Consider the following 18,538-nt stretch of genomic DNA (forward strand, 5'->3'; position numbering starts at 1 on the left):
CCCGGTCGCGATAGCCGTTACGCTGGGCCAGTCGGAAGCCATTCTTCTCGCCATAGCCCGCACCGGTCTTCGTGCCGACCTCCAGCGCCATCAGCTTCTCGGCAGCAAAGCCGATCATCTCGCGCAGCAAATCGGCGTCGGCGCTCTTCTCAACGAGTGAGCGCAGGTTCATCATGTCGTCGGTCATCGGTGGTGTCCCTCAGGTTGGCTCTAAGCAACCCGACCCTACCGGAAATCACCGATGGCTATGAAATCCAGCTACACCACTCCATGGGACACGATCCCCATTTCCTCCAAATACCGCGACGCGCTTGCTTCAAGGTGGCTGATCCGCAATTCGATCTTGCTGGAGGTGAAGTTGCGATCCCGGTTGTTGACGGCTTTGAACTTGCTTCCATCGATCGCGACATTGCCGCCGCTCAACACACCGATCTGGCGGCATAACTCGACAAATCTGGCGCAGGCCTTACGAATTGCCGAGCCGTTGTCCTTCCAGAAGTCGGCTATGGTTTTGTGATCAGGCACCAGCCGCCCGGTCAACCACATCACCTCAACATTACGCCCCGCTTCACGTTCCAGCCTCCGACTTGAAGGGATGCGGTTCAGGTAGCCATAGATGAAAAGCTTCAGCAACACCGAAGGGTGATAGCTGGGACGTCCGGTTTGCGCAGGCGACATGTGGCCGAAACCTGCGCCCGCCAAATCCATCGCGTCAACGAACGCCTCTATCACTCGAGCGGGGTGATCGTCGTCGATCCAATCATCGAGGCGGTCCGGAAACAGCGTAACCTGATCACGACTTATGCCTTCGATATAGCCTGACATTGCCACCTCCGATCGACGAAGATGATTCTACATCAGGACCGGGTTTTCACACAGCCTCGGCCCAAAGCCGCCATCAGGCCTCCAGTATTCTGCAACCGTCGGCGTCGCAAATGATCGCCTGATCGCCCTCCATCCGCTCAATCCTGAAGCAAAACCCCGCTCAAGAGCCTTGTTGAACACCTCCCGCGGTCGCGCTCCCGAGGGCGCCACCTTGCCGTCGATCACGAAGAGCGGCACCCCGGTTACGCCGATCTCCGGGGCGGTCTTCAGATTCGCTTCAATATTGGCGTCGATGTTGGGGATGAGAGTGCAACGGCGATTTCTTCGGGGCTCAGACCGATGCTTTTAGCGATCCGCTCGATCACGGAGCGCTCGCCAGTGGCCTCGCCGTCATTCATGTAGGCCTCGAAAAAGAACCTCAGCCACTTTGGCGCCCAAGCCTTGTTTCATGCCGCCTCCATATGACTTTTGTCAGGCGGATTGCCCAGTAGTGAATTCTGGGAATAACCCTAAGCAAGAGTCATTTGATGTAGAATATCAGGCTGCCATTCATAGTTCTCTCAACCCATTGAATATCATCTGGTCTGATATTTCTTGCCCTCAGCTCTGCTGCAAGCCATTTGTTCCCTCGCACACCAGATCGATAGCTTCTATTTCTTTTTTGTTCCAGGCTTGGGATGGTGCCCTGTTTCATGCTGCGTGTGGTAATACAAAACGGTGAAGCGTTTACCATGAAACTTACTGACGGATTCAGGCAGATTTTCTGCCCAATTCATTCTCCGATGTTCTTTCCGTGTCATCTCTTGCGCGTTGGCAGATGGTTGCGCCAGGATCAAAAGTGACAGGGCTATCGCAAGATTAAGAACCGATATCCGCTTCTTCATTGGTTGCTCCTTCCCATGGCGTTCTGATTAAGCTCAAATCAGGAAGCACCATGGTGGTGGCTTCTGCGATAGATTTTACCGGATCTTACGCAATTTACTCTGGCTGCGAGGTGAAGAGGGGGCTTTTAATGGGAAAGTTCCGACGGGCGAACACTAGATCGGGTCCAGTCCTCTCACTTCGTCATGAGGCCAGCCTACTGCGGCCACGTGGTGTGATCACCGCTTCAGCGCCAATCAGCGTTTGGCATCGCGTGCCTGTCCAGACGCCCGCAAATCTTCCAGGCTTTTTCCTGCGCAACTGCCACCTGAGAGTGCGTCACCAACCGCCTTTGCCTGCCCGGTCACTGTGATCGTTCCAGCCAGTCGATCGGAGGCCGTAAAGGTTGCCGTTCCGTCTTTAGCTATCCTTGATAGATAGAACACATGATAGGTGTCCTTATTTTGGCAGGTTATGACGAGCGGAAAGTCGTCAAGCGGTCCCTGTGCGTTGGCTGCCGGGCAATGCACGAGCGAGATGGTCGCAGCCGCAAGAATGGAGTTCCTGAGGGAGGAAAAACGCGCCTGTGTATGGTGATATCGCATTGTCTTATCCTCACAAGATTGACGGGGGCAATTTATCTGCGTGGTTGTCTTGCCTCTCCATTGCGGGCGGGCGAGAAATATGCGGGCCAACACTGTCCGGCCCAATGGACACTTACGGCTGAGCTGTCTGTCCTTTGGCGGCACGATAGGCCTGAAGATAGCCGCGCGCGACGGAGCGGATGCCGCGCCCGATGGCTGAATAGGATTCGTCCGGTAGGTTGGCGAAAGACACGCGTACAGACCAGTTCGGCGCCTCGAAGCCAGAGCCGTTCAGAACAACGATACCGTGATCCTCGGCAAGCTTGAACGCAATGTCGAGCGGGTGCACGTTCTGCTTGACCCAGTCCGTGACTTCATCGCCGACATATTTTCGCGCCCAGTATTCGTAGTCGATGACACCGTAATAGCGGTCGAAATAGGGGCGGGCGGCAAACTCGATGCCCATGCCATCCATAAGCATTTGGAAGCGCTTTTCACATATCGCCATACACGCTTTTTGATAGAGTTTGTTCTCGTCCATCATCTCCACAAGACCGAACAATGACATCATGACCTGTTGTGGCAAGGACAGGCCGGCAGTGTGGTTCAGCGCAACATCGCGGCTGTCGGCTACAACTCGGTCGATGAACTTGATGTCGCGCGGCTTCGGCGTGAGCGCCTTGTAGCGGGCGTCCATGAGCTTCTGCGTCGCTTCCGGCATCACCCGGATTGTCTTGTCGAAAATATTGTCTTGGGCGACGGCGACGACGCCGAGCCGCCAGCCGGTGCAGCCGAAATATTTGGAGAAGGAATAGACGCCGATCGTGTTGTAGGGGAGATGTCCCATGACGGACTCGAAATTAGGCACAAAGGTCCCGTAGACATCGTCCGTCAGGATCATCAGGTCGGGCCTCTTGGTGCGCACGAAGGAGACCAGCCTTCCCATGGAGTCTGGATCGATGGCGACGGCGGAAGGATTGCCCGGATTGACGATGAACAGCGCCTTGACAGTCTTGTCTTCCAGCGGTCGCAGATCGTCGTCTGTCAGCTGGAAACGATCTTCCGCTTCCGCCGAAATATGGATCTGTTTGAGGGCGTAATCTTCGAGATGCGGCATTTCGAGATAAGGGGTGAAGATCGGCGTTACGAGCGCGATCGTATCGCCGGGATTGAGCAGGCGAGCATTCTTCAGTGCCTTGAAGATATAGCACATAGCCGCCGTGCCGCCCTCGACCGGGTAGAGATCGAACTTTGCCGTCGGGCGGTGACCTGCACACATCGCCCACATCAGATATTCATGGGTTATGGCCTCATTGTGCACTAACGACCGGTCCGGTACCGGGTAGTGATCGCCGATAATCGAGTCCGTCAGTTCGTTGACGAACTTGTCGGGATCGAACCCGAATTTCATGATTGCAAAATCGACGGCAGCTTGCAGCGTATCGGCTCCCGGTGTCTCGGGATCTGACTTGCGCCTTGAAGTCCACGTCTTGAGACGATCGTAGCAGCCGCTGGTTGGTGGCATGCCGGCCACCCCGGCTTCAGCATCGAAAAAGGTGCGCTTGGATTCCGTGAGGGCGAATTGGCCGAGAAGAAAAAATGCCTCGCGTGCTCGGGTGGCGATCCAGTTGGGATTTCCTCGCCCGGCATTGAGGTAGGCCTTTCCGGCCTTGTCGACCTGCGCAAGTCTGATCAATTCATCCTTGATCTCGAACGGGCTCAGTTCTTCGAATTTCGCATAAATGCTTGCGTCACCCATAATATCCTCCTCGCCAACCCGAACGGGTGGGACGTTTCAGTTCGTGGATCTGTTGAGCGGTTCCGGATGGAAATGATCATCTCCGAAGCCACGGCATATGCGCGGATATGCGGTCGGGCGAACCCGGCCTTACGAAAACGAGCGCCGGCGATCGCTAGGATCTGCGCTTGAACACGCCGAGATTGATGAGCTGGACCCGGCGGTTTACGGATGCGTCTTTCTTACTCCCCTCGATCGGCAGATGCTCTCCGACACCGACGGCGTAAAGCCGCGACGGATTGACTGCAAACGTGGTCGCGAGGACCTCCTTGATCGCATCGGCGCGTCGGCCACTGAGATCGAGATTATGTGCGTCGCTGCCTGTGGCGCTTGCGTTGCCTACGACGAGGAAATTGTAGTCCCAGAGGTTCGGATGATGCAGCGCATCCGCGATCATTCCAAGCGTTCGGTAGGATGTTGGCTGGATAGCAACTGAATCGTTTTCGAAATTGATCTCGACCACCATCTGCGGAAGCTTTGCTAAACGTCCCCAGTTGGGGAGCGCGGACATTGGCTTGTCGCCGCCATTGACTGCTTCCTGGCGCAGGATCTCGATATCGATTGCCGGGGCTGCGGCGGTAAGCTTGCCGAGGCCCTTGACGATCCGCTCCTGGGAAACTTCCTGAGCGAAAGCTGGCTCCGGCACCGCCATGGGCAAGGCCATTATGGAAAGCAGCAGAAGTGCGGCTCTGGAATTCATAGGCTGCATGGCATCATCTCCAACCTGCGTCAGTGATCACCTGGTAGCATTCCGGGCTGACACGCTTTTCCTTCTTGACCAGGCAGGCAAGAACGAAGCCGTCGCCTTTGACGCCGGCGCATCGCGCATTCATGTCTCGCTTGCATGTCTGTTCGTAGGAGGACTGGGCCTCTTCGCGCTTGCTGATGGATTGGAAAACCTGAGCAAAGGAACCTTTGCAGCCTGCCGAGACCTTGGCGGCATTCTGTTGCAGGCACTCCAGGATCCGCCCGTTGCCGAGATTGAGGCCTTTGCAGAGCTTTTGAATGTCGCCTCCGCAGGTGTCGGCCAGCCTGGTGGTTGCTTCGGCATAGCTGAGCGTCTGCGCCGCAGCGGGCATGCCAAAACCGGCCGCACCAGCCACGATGGTGACGATGAGCATTCGTCTGTTCAGCATCTCGCGCTCTCTTTCTGTCGGTGATCAACGCATTTGAAGCGTGGCACGACGAGAGCCGTTCGGGGACGTATTTTACGGTAGTAGACGTGTCATGCCGGCTATCCCTGGCGGTCGAGGTAGCGGGCATGGCCTCGATGAGCCTATACGGCCATCCCGTTCCTATCGAACGAGCTGCTGAGGCTTGAGGTCTTCGTCGAGTGTCGTTTCCGCGGGCGGCCGTTTTGTCTTGGCTGACAACGGCCGCTCGACGATCGTCGCCGGTGCGGCCACGGCGCTTGCGGCAACGGTACCGATATTCGTCACCGTTCCGCCGACAACTGCGGTGATACCCTGACCGAGCGTGACATTGGAATCAGTCAGGGTTTGTCCCATGATAAGGCGTTGCCCTATCAGCTGCACGATCTCGGGGCTCTCGGCGAATTTTCCGTGGTTGAGCCCGTCTTTCGTCTCCACTTTCGTGAGGTCGATTGCGGTGATGCCCCCTTTTTCTAGCCGTGAGCGATAGGGCTCTTCGGCTGGATTGATTGCTCCCAGTCGGGACACGCGTCCGGTTATGAAGCTGGAGGCTGCAAGTGCCTTGTCGTCGCTCGACATGAAGATCGTGAAGCGCGGCCGCGGTTCACCCATTTCTACATATTGCTTTGCGAATACCTGAATATCGATATCGGGTGAGGCAAGGATCACGTTCTTGATTTTCGGATCAACCCGGCCGTCTCTAATTCCCATCTGCCGCAGCGCTTCCATCGCGAGCCATGAGCCCATCGAATGCGCCAGCACGGTTATGTCCTTCACACTGGGATCGCCGGCAAGCGTCCGCAGCGCCTGTTCCAAGCCTGAACGGGAGTAATTTGTGCTTTCCTTGTCGTATAGATAGCCAGTGATTTCCGCGCGTGACGGCCAGGTAAACAATATGGGGGTCGCCTGCATGTTGCTGTCGTGGACGATCTGGGCGAGGCGAAAGACGGCATCGCCATAGGTGTTGTTGAAGCCATGGATGAAAACAAGGGCATGGCTGCCGTTCGCCTGTTGCCTGAACCAGGCGCGGCCCTCGGCAACTGTCTCCATCTGCCTGACATTCGTAACGGCAAAGTCCGTCCTGGGGTCGGGAGGCAATTTCTTTGGCCACTGGACACTGCCCTGCTCACGGCCATTGGGAATTGAGACGGTAATCTCGGTCAAATGCGGTTTCGAGCCACGTTCGCCTTCGAACAGTGTTGCTGTCGATCCGGAGGGTTGGCGTGTCGTCGCGACAAGCATATCGACCTTGCCGGCGACTTTTGTGCCGCCGATCGGTGTCGGAACCGGTGCCATTACTCCTTTCGGATGCCCACAACTCGTCAGAAGAACGATCAGGGCTGCCGTGCCATATTTCTGCATGTGTATCCCAGCGAAATACCCTGATACTGAGTGAGGAAGCTACCATGCAGGTTCGAAGGTGCCCTGTAGCATCGCGTATCATCTACTGTCGTCGACCTGGCTGATGCAGAGATGAGTGAGATCAGTTGGAGGTCGGGTTCGCTGTGAGTGCCAATCCGGCTGCCCGCAAACCAGCGAAAACCTTTTCCTGATCTTCGGGCCTGGGGAGTCGTGCCGTCACTTCCCGTTTTATGTTTGGCATCAAGTTCTGCGCATTCGCATTCAGCCAATCCAACTCCTGGCGGGCCTGTATCGTCTTTCCCGAGGCGCCAAGTATCGAGGCCAGTACCATTCGATGCATGGGGTTATAGGTCAGGTCTGACATCCGCGACCAGAGCTCCGCGGCCTGAAGGTCTCCCCTCATGAACGCACAAAGCGCCATCCCCGCTTCGTAATATCCCGCTGGGCCGGCACCATGACTGACCGCCTTGCTGACAAGATCGCAGCCGGTGTCCCATTTCCCACTCATGGACAACCGCAAGCCATACTCGCCGACGACCTCCGTGTCGTTTGGGTTCAGGGCATAGGATGCTGCGCCCGCTTCCAGGGCGGCAGGGATATCGTTGCTGAAGAAATAGGACAGCATGAGTGCCTGTAGCACACGAGCATTTTGCGAATCGATGGCGAACGCACGGTTGGCGAGTTCAGAGGCCCTTTCTAGCGCATCTTTTGGCGCAACGAGTCCGAGTTTGTAGGCGAAGCGTACCTGGTCAAGATTGGTCAGCGACAGCATCGCGAGCGACGTGGCATCTTCCGGGTATTTCTGTATCAGGGCTGTTAGGCACTGTTGTGATGTCGCCAGGGCGGCTTTTGTCATGATCCTGCGATAACTGTAGTACGAAAGGGTACAGTCATAAGCCTCCCAGCCTCCGGTCGCCGCCACATCGGACGAAAAAATGACGCCGAATGGTTGCGCTACGGCCGTTGCAATCTTTTCGGCGACTGCAGTTTCCGCCTCCAGCACGCTCTGGATGCTGAGATCCGTGTCATAGTTGCTTGCCCAGATGACAGCATTGTCCGACTGGCGAACCAATCGTACGCTGGATCGAATTTTGTCCTCGTGTTTTCGCAGGTTACCCTCAAGCAGATATCTCGCATTCGAAGGTTTCCCTTTTTCTGCAGCTGCGTCGATCACCACGATCTCTTTGAATTTCACGAGCTTGGTAATGAGTTCATCGATGGTGCCCCGCGACATCTTCGACAGGTCCCTGTCGTCGGCAGGATAATCGAATAGATCGACGGCAATGGTCGCGCGGCCGTCACCATTAGTCACGAGCGGGTTACGCAAATCGTGGAGGAAGAAAGTGAGCCCGGCTAGCACCGCACCTGCGGTCAGTCCCGCGATGAAGAGGCGGCTCACTATCAGTCGGCCGTCGGACGACGGAAGATCCACCAAGGGGTGCGGGGCCGGAATAGTTACGCTGCTTGGCGTAACTGCGAGCGGACCATCCGGGTTTTCTTCGATAAAACCTCCTCCCCTCTCGAATGTCGGAACATATCCGCCTTTCGGGATCGTGATGATGACCGGCTCTCGCGGTCCCGCCATGAGATAGTAGCGCTCCAGTTCACGGCGAATGCGGCCAGCTTCTATCCGAACTGCAGGATCGCTTTGCGCATCGAAATTGCGCCTTCCGAAGACCACATCCGCGATCGTATATGCTTTGAGATATATCGAACGTCCCGAAAGCGTTTCAGAGACAACGAAGCGGAGAAATTTGCGTGCGCGTTCCGGTAGATTTACTCGCTCGCTGGAAAGTATTCGTTCAAGCTGTGTGTTTATTTCTTCCGCGCAGGGCTCAATAAAAATCGCCTCAGTGGGTCTTGTATTTTCCATCGCTCCCCCCTCGTACTTTGAAAGTACAGCTTTCTACTCGCGACGCTTCTACATAAGCACAACCTTAAATAGATGACAATATGTCAGTTGTCGCACTGCCGCCATGGACCGCGATTGGGGATGTCAGCGCGACGACCTGGAACTGCTGTCCATCTGCTCTTTCGTTCGACAAAGGCGCCAAGCTGCAGGCAGCAGGCGCCTTGAATCTTCCGGCCGTCATCTACGGGGCGGACCTATATTGATCAATTGCAGTTCAGTGGCCTGTCAGAACCAATGTCTGCACCGGGAGGAAAAGAGCCTGCATGCGCAGGATCATTGCATGCACAAGACCGACTGCATCGATTGCATGCAGGAAAAACCATTGCACCACGCCGATATTCTCGTCCGCGAGAGCCTCGTGATTATTGGTATAGGCATTTGCGATGCAACTGCTGCCGGGTGGAATATTGTCCAGGCCGCCTTCGTAAAGAGGCTGCAGGAAAACCGTCAGTGTTCCGGGCTTGCTCAGTTGTTGGACGTCAAGAAGTTGGTCGGTCGGGCGCAGCTGTCCGGCGGCGATCACGTCCTGGACCTCGGTCACGACGAGAGGGATAATGGTGAAAGGCTTGCCGATGCAGGTCGCCTCTGCGATCATACCCTTCTTCATGACTTGCGCTTCGATCTGCCCGAAACCCGCGACAAGATTACCCCGTCCTGCCTCGGCCGGCACGAGAATGCCCGCCGGACGCAGCATCGTGTTGACCACGTCTCCGACGCGGAGGGTAAACTGCTGTATGGTTCCGGTAACGCCGGCGTAGACAACTGTCTTGTCCAGTTCCACCTGTGCCTGGGCTAGAGATGCTTCGGCGCTTTGCTTTTGCGCCGGCAAAAGGACGTTGATCTGCGTGATGAGAGTTTGCTTCTTTGCCATCGCGGCGCCGAGAGTTCCCTTTCGGGCCTCAATGGTATTCGCAAGCCGCTGAACTTCCCGCCGCGCAACGGCATCCTTTGCCAGTAGTTGGACCTTCATTTCGTATTCGTCGACAGCAACCTGTAAGGAGCCCTGCGCCTCCTGTATCTGTGAATCTGCCGTCGCCAGTTCCGTTTGCGCCACATGCGCTTGGGCATCGATCTCCGCGACTTGTCGTCGAGCAGTTTCGACTTCGGCTTTCTGTTTTGAATCATCCAGCCGGAAAAGAGGTGCTCCAGCGGTAACCTTTTCGTTGATCCCGACATAGATCTCGTCAACACGGCCGACCGTTTCGGGCAGAATGGTCACTGTGCGAAAAACAGCGGTTACGCTTTTGGTCGAGGGATGGAAATAAAAGATCAGCGTGATCAGCGAGATGGTGAGCAACAGGCAAGCCGAGATACCCCAGCGAAGTTCATACCACATGGTGTAGAGCGTAATTTCGCGACCGATGAGCTTATTCTGCCCAAAGCGCCGATAAAGGTAGTCCGGGAAAATTGTCAGGAGGGAGCAGAGCATCAGTTCCAGCATTGTCAAACTCCCTCGCTACCAGGTTTGTTTTTCAAATTGGCGTCGTCCGGAGGTGGCGTAATTTCCTCCTCGGGTCTGTCGTCAAGCTCCATGCGGACATCGCGACCGGAAAGCTTTCCGAGCGATTCCGCGATTGAGTAAAGCGGCGTGGAAAAGTCCGGGATCTGGATGAAGGCGAGCAGCAGGCCAGCGATCCAGAAGAGATGATTGTGCGTGAAAAGCGAAATCAGGGCGAGAACCGCGACAACCTCCATCTGCACCTTGCTGGTGCGATGTGCCAGTCGTTCAGGCACGGCGTGAAGCTGGAAGTAGAGGTTGCCGATGACCAGAATGGCCACGATCAGGAAGACGACAACGGCGACGAAGAGGTAATCAGCCTGGCCTGGCTCGGTAATGAACGCTGGCAGGTGATCGATCGCCGCCGGATGAATGTCTTGCGCCATTGCGATTTCCTTTAGCAGAATAAGTCATAATCAAAACGGGACCTGCCGAAGGTGCTTGATCTGCCGTCTCTCGCGACGTCGACCAGCCGTAGGACTCCCGCGAATAGGCGTCTGCACAAGCGACCTTGGGGTTCATAACGACGATACGCGCCTAGTGGGGTTTCACGCTCGTAACATCGTGTAATTTACGGCGGATTCGCTTCTGGTTTTCCGGCATTTTCCCCGCCGCTGTTAGGGGAAGTAGGAGAATTGACTGACTGGTGGATCCGTATCGGTTTCGTTGCGGATAACCGAACAACATCGCGAGGCCGATAAGGACACTGCGGCCTCAACAGATGCACTTGAACGCCTGAGGGTATCTTGCCGCCTCAGCCGTTTTTCGTCCTGCAGGACGCGTCAAGGGCGAAAAGTAGGATCGCGTAAACTACGCCCCAGCGCCGATTTGGCGGTTTATATGTGCCCTGGGCTGCCGCAACGTCCGTTGCTGCCGAACTGCGTCGAGACATAGAGATTTATCCTCTGTGTCCCATACTTTGTGACGCGAACGCGACCTCTCCAGCCCACAAGATCTTTCATTAAACAGGATGAGGTTGACGAGTGATGAAATCGAAAAGCTTCACGTTGGTCGCCGGGCTGTCCGCGCTGACACTTGTCTCGTCATATCCCGGCCCGCCTGCCTTTTCCCAGGCGCCGGTGCCCCAGCCTAATCCGGCCGCGACATCCGTTCAGGCGCCTGCGCAACCCCCCTTGTTGTCGGAGGACCAGCTCGAAATTCTGGTGGCGCGGATAGCACTCTATCCGGACGAACTGGTTGCTGCGATTTCCGCCGCTTCACTCCTCCCGTTGCAGATCGTCGAGGCTGATCGGTTCCTGCAGGCCAAGCAGAAGAACAAGGACTTGAAGCCGAATGAAGGGTGGGATGGAAGCGTTATCTCGCTTCTCAACTACCCCGACGTCGTCAAGATGATGAGCGATGATCTTGCCTGGACACAAGCACTTGGAAATGCGCTGACCTATCAGCAAAAGGACGTGCTTGTGGCCATCCAGCAGCTTCGAGACGAAGCAATGGCCAAGGACTTGATCAAGACGGATGAAAAGATCACCGTCGTCGTCGAAAATGAAAACGTCATCATTCGCCCCACGGATCCGGAAAAGGTCTATATCCCACAATATCCGCCGCAGATGCTCTATGAGCCGGGCTATGCCGCCCAGCCGGTTTATTATTCCGATAGTTATTACGACAACTACTACTATCCCGGCGCCGCATTTTTCGCTGGGGCGGTCACAGGCATCGCCTGGGCAGCCATCGTCAACTGGGACGACTGGGGCGTCTGGGGCGGAAGATGGAACGGCGGCGATGTCGATATCGACTGCAATAACTGCTTCAACGACCGGAATTTCAACGGCAAACTGAAATGGAACGACGTTGATTGGAGCAAGGTAGATCGCAGCAAGCTGAATATCGGCAAGGACCAGTTCGCAAATTTCGATCGCTCCGCGATAAAATCCGGTCTGGTTTCGGACAATCGTAATTCCCTCAAAAATCAGGTCCGTGATCGCAAGGCTAGCGACGGAATTGCAAACAGGCAAAACCTGTCCCGCCCCGACGACGTTCGCCGGAAGACTGCTGAGGGGCTGAAACAGGGAACCAGACCCGCAACCAACAGGGCTGCCGAAAATCGGCCCGCAGCAAACCGTAGCAACCAAGCGGCCAGTCGGCCGGCCGCAGAACCGCGTCGCAGTTCGCAGTCCGCTCCGAAGGCCAAGCAGGCGAATAAGCCTAAAATGGCCGCCCGGCCCGACAATCGCGCGCGGCAACCGAATGCGCTCGGCAATGTCCAGTCGGGACGGCGGGAATCCGTCGCCTCTCAGCGTGGAGGACACAGCATGGGCGGCGGACAGCGTGGCGCCCCGCGCGCGGCACCCCGTGGCGGCGGACGCCCCATGCATCACGGTGGCGGTCGCGGCGGCCGCGGCGGCGGTGGTGGCCGCAGATAAACGTTCCTAACAGTGTTTGGAGACAGATCATGAGGCAGAAGATTAGTTTATTGGTTGGACTGACTGTCATGGCCGCTGCAGTAGCCATCGCGACACCGTCAGAGGCCGCGCAGAAGACAAACCTTCAGGAATTCAAAGGCGAGATACCACCATCCTTCGTGGAGCCCTCAGCCGCGATGGACGAATTCGGCAAGGTGCTGAAGGCGCAGGATGTCGACGGCTTGGCAAAGCTGCTTGGGCTCAATGCCAGCAAGCTACGTGACAGCAGCGAGGCCATGACGAGCCTCGATCTGATCCGCGAGGGGGCAGCGAGACAGTTGCGCCTTCAGGACGTGAGGGGATTCAAGGTCGTTGCCGTCGGAGATATCCTGTGGCCTTTGCCATTTCCGCTCTCCAAGCAGGCCAACGGGCAATGGTCGTTCGACACGGAGATAGGGCTGGAAGAGATCGTTAACCGACGGATTGGCGAGAATGAACTCGTCACGATCGATACCATGCGTGATTATGTCGACGCCCAATACGAATATGCCCGGATAGACGAAGACGGGGATCAGATTGTCGAGTTCGCTCAACGGCTGATCAGCTCGCCCGGCAAACGCGATGGACTATATTGGCAAGCCAACGACGATGAAGAGGAAAGCCCGGCAGGGCCGATGCTCGAATCTGCGGCCTTCAGCAAGGCCAAGCAGGGTGAAGGGTATTACGGTTACCGATACCGTATTCTGACGGGGCAGGGACCGAATGTGCTAGGCGGCGAGTACAGCTATATCGTGAATGGTAACATGACGAACGGTTTTGCACTGATCGCCTGGCCGGTTACCTATGGCGTCACGGGCGTCCAAACCTTCATCGTCAACTACTCTGGGGTCGTATACGAGAAGGACCTGGGAGACGAAACGCAAGAACGTGCGTCGCAAATCCGGTTGTTCAATCCGGGTGACGATTGGGATATCACGATGGACTAGCCTCTGGTGGATGCGGTTCCGTAAGACTTAAAACAAAAGCGACAGCGCGGGATCACGCGCTGCCGCGTTCTGCGCAATGGGTAGCTTCCGAGAGAGACTTACCGCTATCGTGCTCCATGCGTTGCCCGGCCCGAAGCGGGTTGCTGAGATACTTTCAGGCTTTTGATTGCGACACTGGAACTATCTGGCGCCTCGTCGAATTTTGTCGGAGAGGTTGAACCAAGGCAATCGGGATGCAGTCTTCCAATGCCCGCAGCGGGCGCAACAAACTCATGTTGAAATTGCCTGCACTGCGAGATCAGCTCCGCAGCCATGTCAGCGACACGATTGCCGATCTTTTCGAATCCTACGACCTCGCGACAATCGCGCTAGATCGTCTACGATTGGAGCGGCCAACTGACGTGAAACGCGTTCATGAATACGAAGACCTCTGCCGTGAAATCGAACGCGAAGTTTCTCGCTATTGCTCTGAGATGAGTTGAGCATGTTGGGTGCGTGTTGATTTCAGCTTCCGGGTAGATTTTCCGACCCGATCTCATCGGCTGATTTTATGATAGAGGTGGATGGTTGTGAAACGGGCGGTTGCGGCCATGCCCAAGCGACGATCAAATCATAAAATACGCCCAAAACGATCGGACCGATGAAAAGTCCCACGAGCCCGTGGGTCAGCGTGCCGCCAATAACCCCGACCAGAATGACGGGCATGGGCGTCGAAAGTCCTCTGGAAATCAATATAGGTTTCAAAATATTGTCCACCAGCATGACCGGCACGATAATTGCCGTGAACAGAGCGGAGACGTTGAACGGCCAAGAAAACCAAATCCAGACAAGGAGCGGTAACAGGATGAGGGCTGGCCCAATCTGTATCAGGCACAAAATGAATACGCCGTAGGTTAAAGCCCCTCGCACCGGCACACCAAAGGCCATGAAGATCAATCCGCATAAGATGGCCTGGAGCAGTGCGACGCCAATCACGCCGCGCGAAACGTTCCTAACCGTCGTGCCCGCCAGTTTCGCGAATCCTACACCTCTTTCGCCAGCGATGCGGCTTGCCAAGATCTGAATGCCCGAGGCGAGGCGAGGCGCCATGGTCAGGAAAACACCACACAGAATTACCGAAACGATGAAGCTGAGGATCCCACCGCCGATTGATAGAACCCTGCCCAGAATGACCCCACCCGCCTCACGCAACGGCTGCTTGAACGACAGTATCGCTGCGGCCACGTTGGTGGCAGCCTCATTCCAGGCAGAGTAGAGTTTTGTTCCGACGATCGGAACCTCATTCAGTCGCTCTGGCGCCCTCGGTATGTGGAAGCCGACGGCATCCGAAAAAAATGTCTGCAGGGTATCGACAAAGTTCACCGCAGCGAGCGCCAGAGGGCTGATGATCACGATAAGACATGCGGCGACGAGAGTGGATGCTGACAGGAACTGCCTTCCCCCGAGGAGCTTGGTCAAAAGGTTGAACAACGGATAGAGCGCCACTGTCATTATTGCCGCCCATATAACGATCAGGGCGAAGGGCGCGATCAGTTGCGCCGACCAATAGGTGAAGGCCGCAATGACCCCGATCCGGACGATATCGCTTACGCGCGCCTCGATCGATATATGGCTTGCCGCGACGGGATGCGGCTCCTGCTTATCGGCTGGGGCAGCGGCGTTCATGATCTGGCCTCGCTGGCTGACGAACGGGCTCAATTACCGTGGCGTGCTGATCGGCTGATGTCAGGCACGATATGTCGAGGACTTTGATCTTCGATATAGTCGTTCGGCCGCTTCTGGCGTTTGCCGAGATCAGGGATCTTGAACGCTATTCTCTCATAGGGAATGGATGAGAGAATGTGGGCGATGCAGTTCACGCGGGCACGCTTCTTGTCGTCTGAGGGGACTATCCACCAAGGCGCGTGCTCGGTGTCGGTCATGCGTAGCATTTCGTCATAGGCCTGAGTGTAGTCCCACCAGCGCCGGTAGGATTCGACATCCATCGGGCTCAGTTTCCACTGCCGCAGCGGATCTTCGATACGCTTCTTGAAACGGCGTTCCTGCTCTTCCTCGCTGACGATGAGAAAATACTTCAGGAGCAGAACGCCGCTTTCGACGATTGCGGCTTCGAAACGTGGTGCGAGCTCCAGGAAACGGCGCGCCTTCTTCTCGCTGCAAAAGCCCATGATCCTGTCAACGCCGGGCCGATTATACCAGCTGCGGTCGAAGATCACGATCTCACCGGCGGCAGGAAGATGCGCAATATAGCGTTGCATATAGATCTGAGACTTCTCACGCTCTGTCGGAGCCGGAAGCGCGACAACCCGAAACACTCTGGGGCTGACCTTCTCAAGGATACGTTTGATGACGCCGCCTTTGCCGGCCGCATCGCGTCCTTCGAATATGATGACGACCCGCATGCCAGAATCCTTGACCCATGCCTGAAGGTGAGCAAGTTCCACCTGGAGCCTCTTGAGCTCCTTGTCGTAGTTCCACGACTTCTTTTCCTTTTTTCCGATCTCGTGATCCGCGTCATGCAACTGGTTCATCCTAGCCTCCTGTACTGCCTGAATATGCCGGGCCATGATGAGGCCGAGCCGTGATCGGAAAACGCAGTCCAGACGGCAAAACCATTGACGGTGTTGAGAGTGGGCCTCAGGAAGAAATGAACAACACGGCCAAAAAATAGCGGTATGCTGTCGCGTCGATTGCGAGCCTTCGGTTAATCTAGTGCGGCCCGTTTCGCGTGGCTCGTAACTTCCCGTAATCTCTGTGTTACGGCGTGTCGCGGCGAGCTAACGGTCGTGAGTTCGACGATCGCATGCCTTCGATCGCATCGGATCCGGCGATGCAATGACGCGATGGCTGTCGGACAGGTCAGGCGGCCGAGGAGAGGTCTCCCGTCGGAGGCTTGGTAATTTCGAGTATAATACGTCACGCTTTCCCGAACCGCGCTACGATAATCAATCTGTCGCAATCGAAGCCTTCGTGGGGGTGTGATGGGATCCAGCTCAGATAAGGCACCACATTCGCGCGGACTTGCCGCAGCTCGCGAACGATTTCCGGATTTGCTGAGACAGATAGATAACCTGTTCGAACTCGATGAAGAGTTCAGGGTTCTTTGCGAGGACCTTGCGGATGTCAAAACCGCTCTGAACGAATGTCGGCATCTGCCTGCCGTTATCAGAGATGCAAGGCGGCTCGAGTATGAAGAGCTTATCGACAGCCTTGCCAAGGAAATCGAACAGGCCCTCTCACGAGCCAATGTCATCCTGTTGCGGCCGCCGCGTCACTAGCCGCATGCACGATTTGCGGACAGGCTCTCTGGCTCGGGGTGCGCGCTTGTAACCAGTGTCAGCCGCCGCGGTATAATACCGTATTCTACTTCGCGAACACTCTCCGGTGAGCGACCCTGAACTCGGCGCTCCACCCACAAGCGGTTTGGAGCAAAGGAGAGCCGTCCGGGTGCATTCAGAGGGAAACGACCTCCCATGCCCCTGTGATCAACCGAGAGAGGGACCGATGGTTGACTGGTTCGTAAACACGCTCCGCACCTATCCTGAAATTGCAATCTTCCTGTCGCTGGGCCTTGGCTATTACTTCGGCTCATTCACCTATAAAGGGCTGGGTCTGGGTGCCGTCACTGCAACGCTGATTGCCGCGGTTCTTATCGGCCAGCTCGGCATCACCATTTCCCCGCCATTGAAGTCGACATTCTTCCTGATGTTCCTTTTCGCGATCGGGTATGGGGTTGGCCCCCAGTTCGTGAGAGGGATCGCGAAGGACGGAATTCCGCAGGCAGTCTTTGCGGCCGTGGTCTGCCTCTTCTGCCTGGGGGCTGCCTATTTCGGCGCACTCATCGCCGGTTATGACATAGGCTCCGCCGCCGGGCTCTATGCAGGTTCCCAGACGATTTCGGCCTCGATGGGGCTGGCGACGGATGCCATCAACCGTCTTGGCCTTCCGCCTGAACAGAGCAAGGCGATGCTGGATGCAATGCCTGTCGCCTATGCTGTCACCTATATTTTCGGGACGGTGGGCTCCGCCATTGTTCTTGCGCTGATCGGGCCATCCCTGCTGGGCATAGATCTGGAAGCGGAATGCAAGCGTTACGAACTCGAGCATGGCGGCAAGAAGGCTCTGGGTGGTGCAGGGACTGCATGGCATCATTACGAGCTGCGCGCCTACCGGGTGAAGGAGGGGGGACGAGCCGCGGGCCTGACCGTACTCGAGGCAGAACGTATGCTTCCGTCCGAACGCGTATTCATCGAACGCATCAGGCGCGATGGAAAGGTGCAGGACGCAACCGTCGATACCGTAATCGCCGCCGGCGACATTCTCGCCGTGGCAGGTCGACGGGAAATCCTCGTCGATCTCATCGGCAGTGTGGCGGAGGAGATAAACGACCAGGAACTGCTCGCAGTCCCGGCCGGCGGTGTCGATGTCTTCGTCACCAACAAGGCGGTGGACGGCAAGACGCTTGCCGAGCTTGCATCCATGCCGCTCGCCCGCGGCGTCTTTCTGCGCAAGATTGTTCGCGGTGCAACTGCAACCGAAATTCCTATCCTGCCGAACACGCAGGTGCAGCGCGGCGATATTCTGACGATTGTCGGGCGCACACAGGATACCGCTGCGGCAACAAAGGCTCTTGGACGGCCGGACGCACAGACGGACATTGCCGACGTGGCTTTCATCGGCGCCGCTATCGCAATCGGCGCTTTGATCGGGGCGATGACCTACAAGGTTGGCAGCGTACCCTTGACGCTTTCGACATCCGGCGGGGCATTGATTTCTGGCCTTTTCTTCGGATGGCTTCGATCTGTCCGTCCGACATTCGGGCGCATACCTTCGCCTACCGTCTGGTTCATGAATTCCGTGGGTCTCAACGTTTTTATCGCCGTGGTCGGTATTTCGTCGGGACCTGGCTTCGTCGCCGGTCTGCAGCAACTCGGGTTCAGCCTGTTCCTCTGGGGTGTGATGGTAACGACGCTCCCGCTGATCCTTGCGATGTATGTCGGCAAATACGTTTTCCGGTTTCATCCCGCAATCCTGCTGGGATGCTGCTCCGGCGCGCGCACGACGACGGCCTCCCTCGGAATGATCAACGACCGGGCAAAAAGCCAAATTCCGGGCTTGGGCTACACGGTGACTTATGCCGTCGGAAACACGTTGCTGACCATCTGGGGCATGGTTCTGGTTCTGCTTCTGGCCTGAAG

The 18,538-nt window shown here is 56.6% G+C and carries 17 protein-coding genes and 1 pseudogene; 5 read left to right on the forward strand and 13 right to left on the reverse strand.

Annotation, left to right across the window (positions count from 1 at the left end):
* From ACI3K0_RS19870 to ACI3K0_RS19920, 11 genes and pseudogenes are all read right to left on the reverse strand, one after another.
* Window positions 1–187, reverse strand: a 187-nt coding sequence (locus tag ACI3K0_RS19870) for a transposase (protein WP_029869893.1), incomplete at its 3' end; no start/stop codon positions are given.
* A gap of 107 nt (window positions 188–294) precedes the next feature.
* Window positions 295–825, reverse strand: a pseudogene (locus ACI3K0_RS19875) (transposase); the annotation flags it as partial.
* Between the two features lie 650 nt (window positions 826–1,475).
* On the reverse strand, window positions 1,476–1,709 hold the full coding sequence (locus ACI3K0_RS19880) for a hypothetical protein (RefSeq protein ID WP_206827703.1): 234 nt from the start codon (window positions 1,707–1,709) through the stop codon (window positions 1,476–1,478).
* A gap of 234 nt (window positions 1,710–1,943) precedes the next feature.
* A complete protein-coding gene (locus ACI3K0_RS19885; protein ID WP_210303846.1) occupies window positions 1,944–2,291 on the reverse strand; it encodes a hypothetical protein in 348 nt (115 codons plus the stop codon).
* A 112-nt stretch (window positions 2,292–2,403) separates the two neighbouring features.
* Window positions 2,404–4,029: a bifunctional aspartate transaminase/aspartate 4-decarboxylase gene (locus ACI3K0_RS19890; RefSeq protein WP_206827701.1), complete on the reverse strand. Its 1,626-nt coding sequence runs from the start codon at window positions 4,027–4,029 to the stop codon at window positions 2,404–2,406.
* 154 nt (window positions 4,030–4,183) lie between these two features.
* Window positions 4,184–4,732, reverse strand: coding sequence for an OmpA family protein (locus ACI3K0_RS19895; protein ID WP_404946129.1), 549 nt, complete (start codon window positions 4,730–4,732; stop codon window positions 4,184–4,186).
* Between the two features lie 49 nt (window positions 4,733–4,781).
* Entirely contained in the window at window positions 4,782–5,204 is a 423-nt protein-coding gene (locus ACI3K0_RS19900) for a cysteine rich repeat-containing protein (protein ID WP_183827895.1), read from the reverse strand.
* A gap of 159 nt (window positions 5,205–5,363) precedes the next feature.
* The gene (locus ACI3K0_RS19905) at window positions 5,364–6,581 is read right to left on the reverse strand and encodes an alpha/beta hydrolase (protein WP_206827695.1); all 1,218 of its coding nucleotides are present in this window, start codon (window positions 6,579–6,581) and stop codon (window positions 5,364–5,366) included.
* Between the two features lie 121 nt (window positions 6,582–6,702).
* On the reverse strand, window positions 6,703–8,454 hold the full coding sequence (locus ACI3K0_RS19910; RefSeq protein WP_206827694.1) for a hypothetical protein: 1,752 nt from the start codon (window positions 8,452–8,454) through the stop codon (window positions 6,703–6,705).
* Window positions 8,455–8,707: 253 nt separating this feature from the next.
* Window positions 8,708–9,934, reverse strand: a complete 1,227-nt coding sequence (locus tag ACI3K0_RS19915) for an HlyD family secretion protein (RefSeq protein WP_148144271.1) — start codon at window positions 9,932–9,934, stop codon at window positions 8,708–8,710.
* 2 nt (window positions 9,935–9,936) lie between these two features.
* On the reverse strand, window positions 9,937–10,377 hold the full coding sequence (locus tag ACI3K0_RS19920) for a hypothetical protein (RefSeq protein WP_404946063.1): 441 nt from the start codon (window positions 10,375–10,377) through the stop codon (window positions 9,937–9,939).
* A gap of 600 nt (window positions 10,378–10,977) precedes the next feature.
* Between ACI3K0_RS19920 and ACI3K0_RS19925 the strand changes: the two genes are divergently transcribed.
* The 3 genes from ACI3K0_RS19925 (at window position 10,978) to ACI3K0_RS19935 (ending at window position 13,822) form a co-directional block, all read left to right on the forward strand.
* Window positions 10,978–12,375 (forward strand): DUF3300 domain-containing protein, encoded by a 1,398-nt coding sequence (locus ACI3K0_RS19925; RefSeq protein WP_206827692.1) that lies wholly within the window; start codon window positions 10,978–10,980, stop codon window positions 12,373–12,375.
* Window positions 12,376–12,404: 29 nt separating this feature from the next.
* Complete coding sequence (locus tag ACI3K0_RS19930; RefSeq protein ID WP_206827691.1) at window positions 12,405–13,340, forward strand: DUF2950 domain-containing protein; 936 nt, start codon at window positions 12,405–12,407, stop codon at window positions 13,338–13,340.
* A gap of 233 nt (window positions 13,341–13,573) precedes the next feature.
* Complete coding sequence (locus ACI3K0_RS19935; protein WP_148144268.1) at window positions 13,574–13,822, forward strand: hypothetical protein; 249 nt, start codon at window positions 13,574–13,576, stop codon at window positions 13,820–13,822.
* Window positions 13,823–13,844: 22 nt separating this feature from the next.
* Here the strand turns inward: ACI3K0_RS19935 and ACI3K0_RS19940 are convergent, their stop codons facing one another.
* A complete protein-coding gene (locus ACI3K0_RS19940; protein WP_148144267.1) occupies window positions 13,845–15,005 on the reverse strand; it encodes an AI-2E family transporter in 1,161 nt (386 codons plus the stop codon).
* Window positions 15,006–15,034: 29 nt separating this feature from the next.
* Window positions 15,035–15,871: a polyphosphate kinase 2 gene (ppk2, locus tag ACI3K0_RS19945; protein ID WP_148144266.1), complete on the reverse strand. Its 837-nt coding sequence runs from the start codon at window positions 15,869–15,871 to the stop codon at window positions 15,035–15,037.
* Window positions 15,872–16,321: 450 nt separating this feature from the next.
* Here ppk2 and ACI3K0_RS19950 point away from each other — a divergent pair, with 450 nt between their 5' ends.
* Window positions 16,322–16,618 carry a hypothetical protein gene (locus ACI3K0_RS19950; protein WP_404946064.1) on the forward strand — a complete coding sequence of 99 codons (297 nt, stop codon included), beginning with the start codon at window positions 16,322–16,324 and terminating at the stop codon, window positions 16,616–16,618.
* Between the two features lie 226 nt (window positions 16,619–16,844).
* Window positions 16,845–18,536, forward strand: coding sequence for an aspartate-alanine antiporter (gene aspT, locus ACI3K0_RS19955; protein ID WP_148144264.1), 1,692 nt, complete (start codon window positions 16,845–16,847; stop codon window positions 18,534–18,536).
* Window positions 18,537–18,538: the final 2 nt, after the last annotated feature.

The organism is Rhizobium sp. ZW T2_16 (assembly GCF_044987325.1).
Lineage (GTDB): Bacteria > Pseudomonadota > Alphaproteobacteria > Rhizobiales > Rhizobiaceae > Neorhizobium > Neorhizobium cellulosilyticum.

What these genes read in the sequence shown, in the direction of transcription:
- ACI3K0_RS19880 (WP_206827703.1), bottom strand. Translation starts at nt 1,709, where the DNA reads ATGAAGAAGCGGATATCGGTTCTTAATCTTGCGATAGCCCTGTCACTT.
- ACI3K0_RS19885 (WP_210303846.1), bottom strand. Translation starts at nt 2,291, where the DNA reads ATGCGATATCACCATACACAGGCGCGTTTTTCCTCCCTCAGGAACTCC.
- ACI3K0_RS19890 (WP_206827701.1), bottom strand. Translation starts at nt 4,029, where the DNA reads ATGGGTGACGCAAGCATTTATGCGAAATTCGAAGAACTGAGCCCGTTC.
- ACI3K0_RS19895 (WP_404946129.1), bottom strand. Translation starts at nt 4,732, where the DNA reads ATGGCCTTGCCCATGGCGGTGCCGGAGCCAGCTTTCGCTCAGGAAGTT.
- ACI3K0_RS19900 (WP_183827895.1), bottom strand. Translation starts at nt 5,204, where the DNA reads ATGCTGAACAGACGAATGCTCATCGTCACCATCGTGGCTGGTGCGGCC.
- ACI3K0_RS19905 (WP_206827695.1), bottom strand. Translation starts at nt 6,581, where the DNA reads ATGCAGAAATATGGCACGGCAGCCCTGATCGTTCTTCTGACGAGTTGT.
- ACI3K0_RS19910 (WP_206827694.1), bottom strand. Translation starts at nt 8,454, where the DNA reads ATGGAAAATACAAGACCCACTGAGGCGATTTTTATTGAGCCCTGCGCG.
- ACI3K0_RS19915 (WP_148144271.1), bottom strand. Translation starts at nt 9,934, where the DNA reads ATGCTGGAACTGATGCTCTGCTCCCTCCTGACAATTTTCCCGGACTAC.
- ACI3K0_RS19920 (WP_404946063.1), bottom strand. Translation starts at nt 10,377, where the DNA reads ATGGCGCAAGACATTCATCCGGCGGCGATCGATCACCTGCCAGCGTTC.
- ACI3K0_RS19925 (WP_206827692.1), top strand. Translation starts at nt 10,978, where the DNA reads ATGAAATCGAAAAGCTTCACGTTGGTCGCCGGGCTGTCCGCGCTGACA.
- ACI3K0_RS19930 (WP_206827691.1), top strand. Translation starts at nt 12,405, where the DNA reads ATGAGGCAGAAGATTAGTTTATTGGTTGGACTGACTGTCATGGCCGCT.
- ACI3K0_RS19935 (WP_148144268.1), top strand. Translation starts at nt 13,574, where the DNA reads ATGCAGTCTTCCAATGCCCGCAGCGGGCGCAACAAACTCATGTTGAAA.
- ACI3K0_RS19940 (WP_148144267.1), bottom strand. Translation starts at nt 15,005, where the DNA reads ATGAACGCCGCTGCCCCAGCCGATAAGCAGGAGCCGCATCCCGTCGCG.
- ppk2 (WP_148144266.1), bottom strand. Translation starts at nt 15,871, where the DNA reads ATGAACCAGTTGCATGACGCGGATCACGAGATCGGAAAAAAGGAAAAG.
- ACI3K0_RS19950 (WP_404946064.1), top strand. Translation starts at nt 16,322, where the DNA reads ATGGGATCCAGCTCAGATAAGGCACCACATTCGCGCGGACTTGCCGCA.
- aspT (WP_148144264.1), top strand. Translation starts at nt 16,845, where the DNA reads ATGGTTGACTGGTTCGTAAACACGCTCCGCACCTATCCTGAAATTGCA.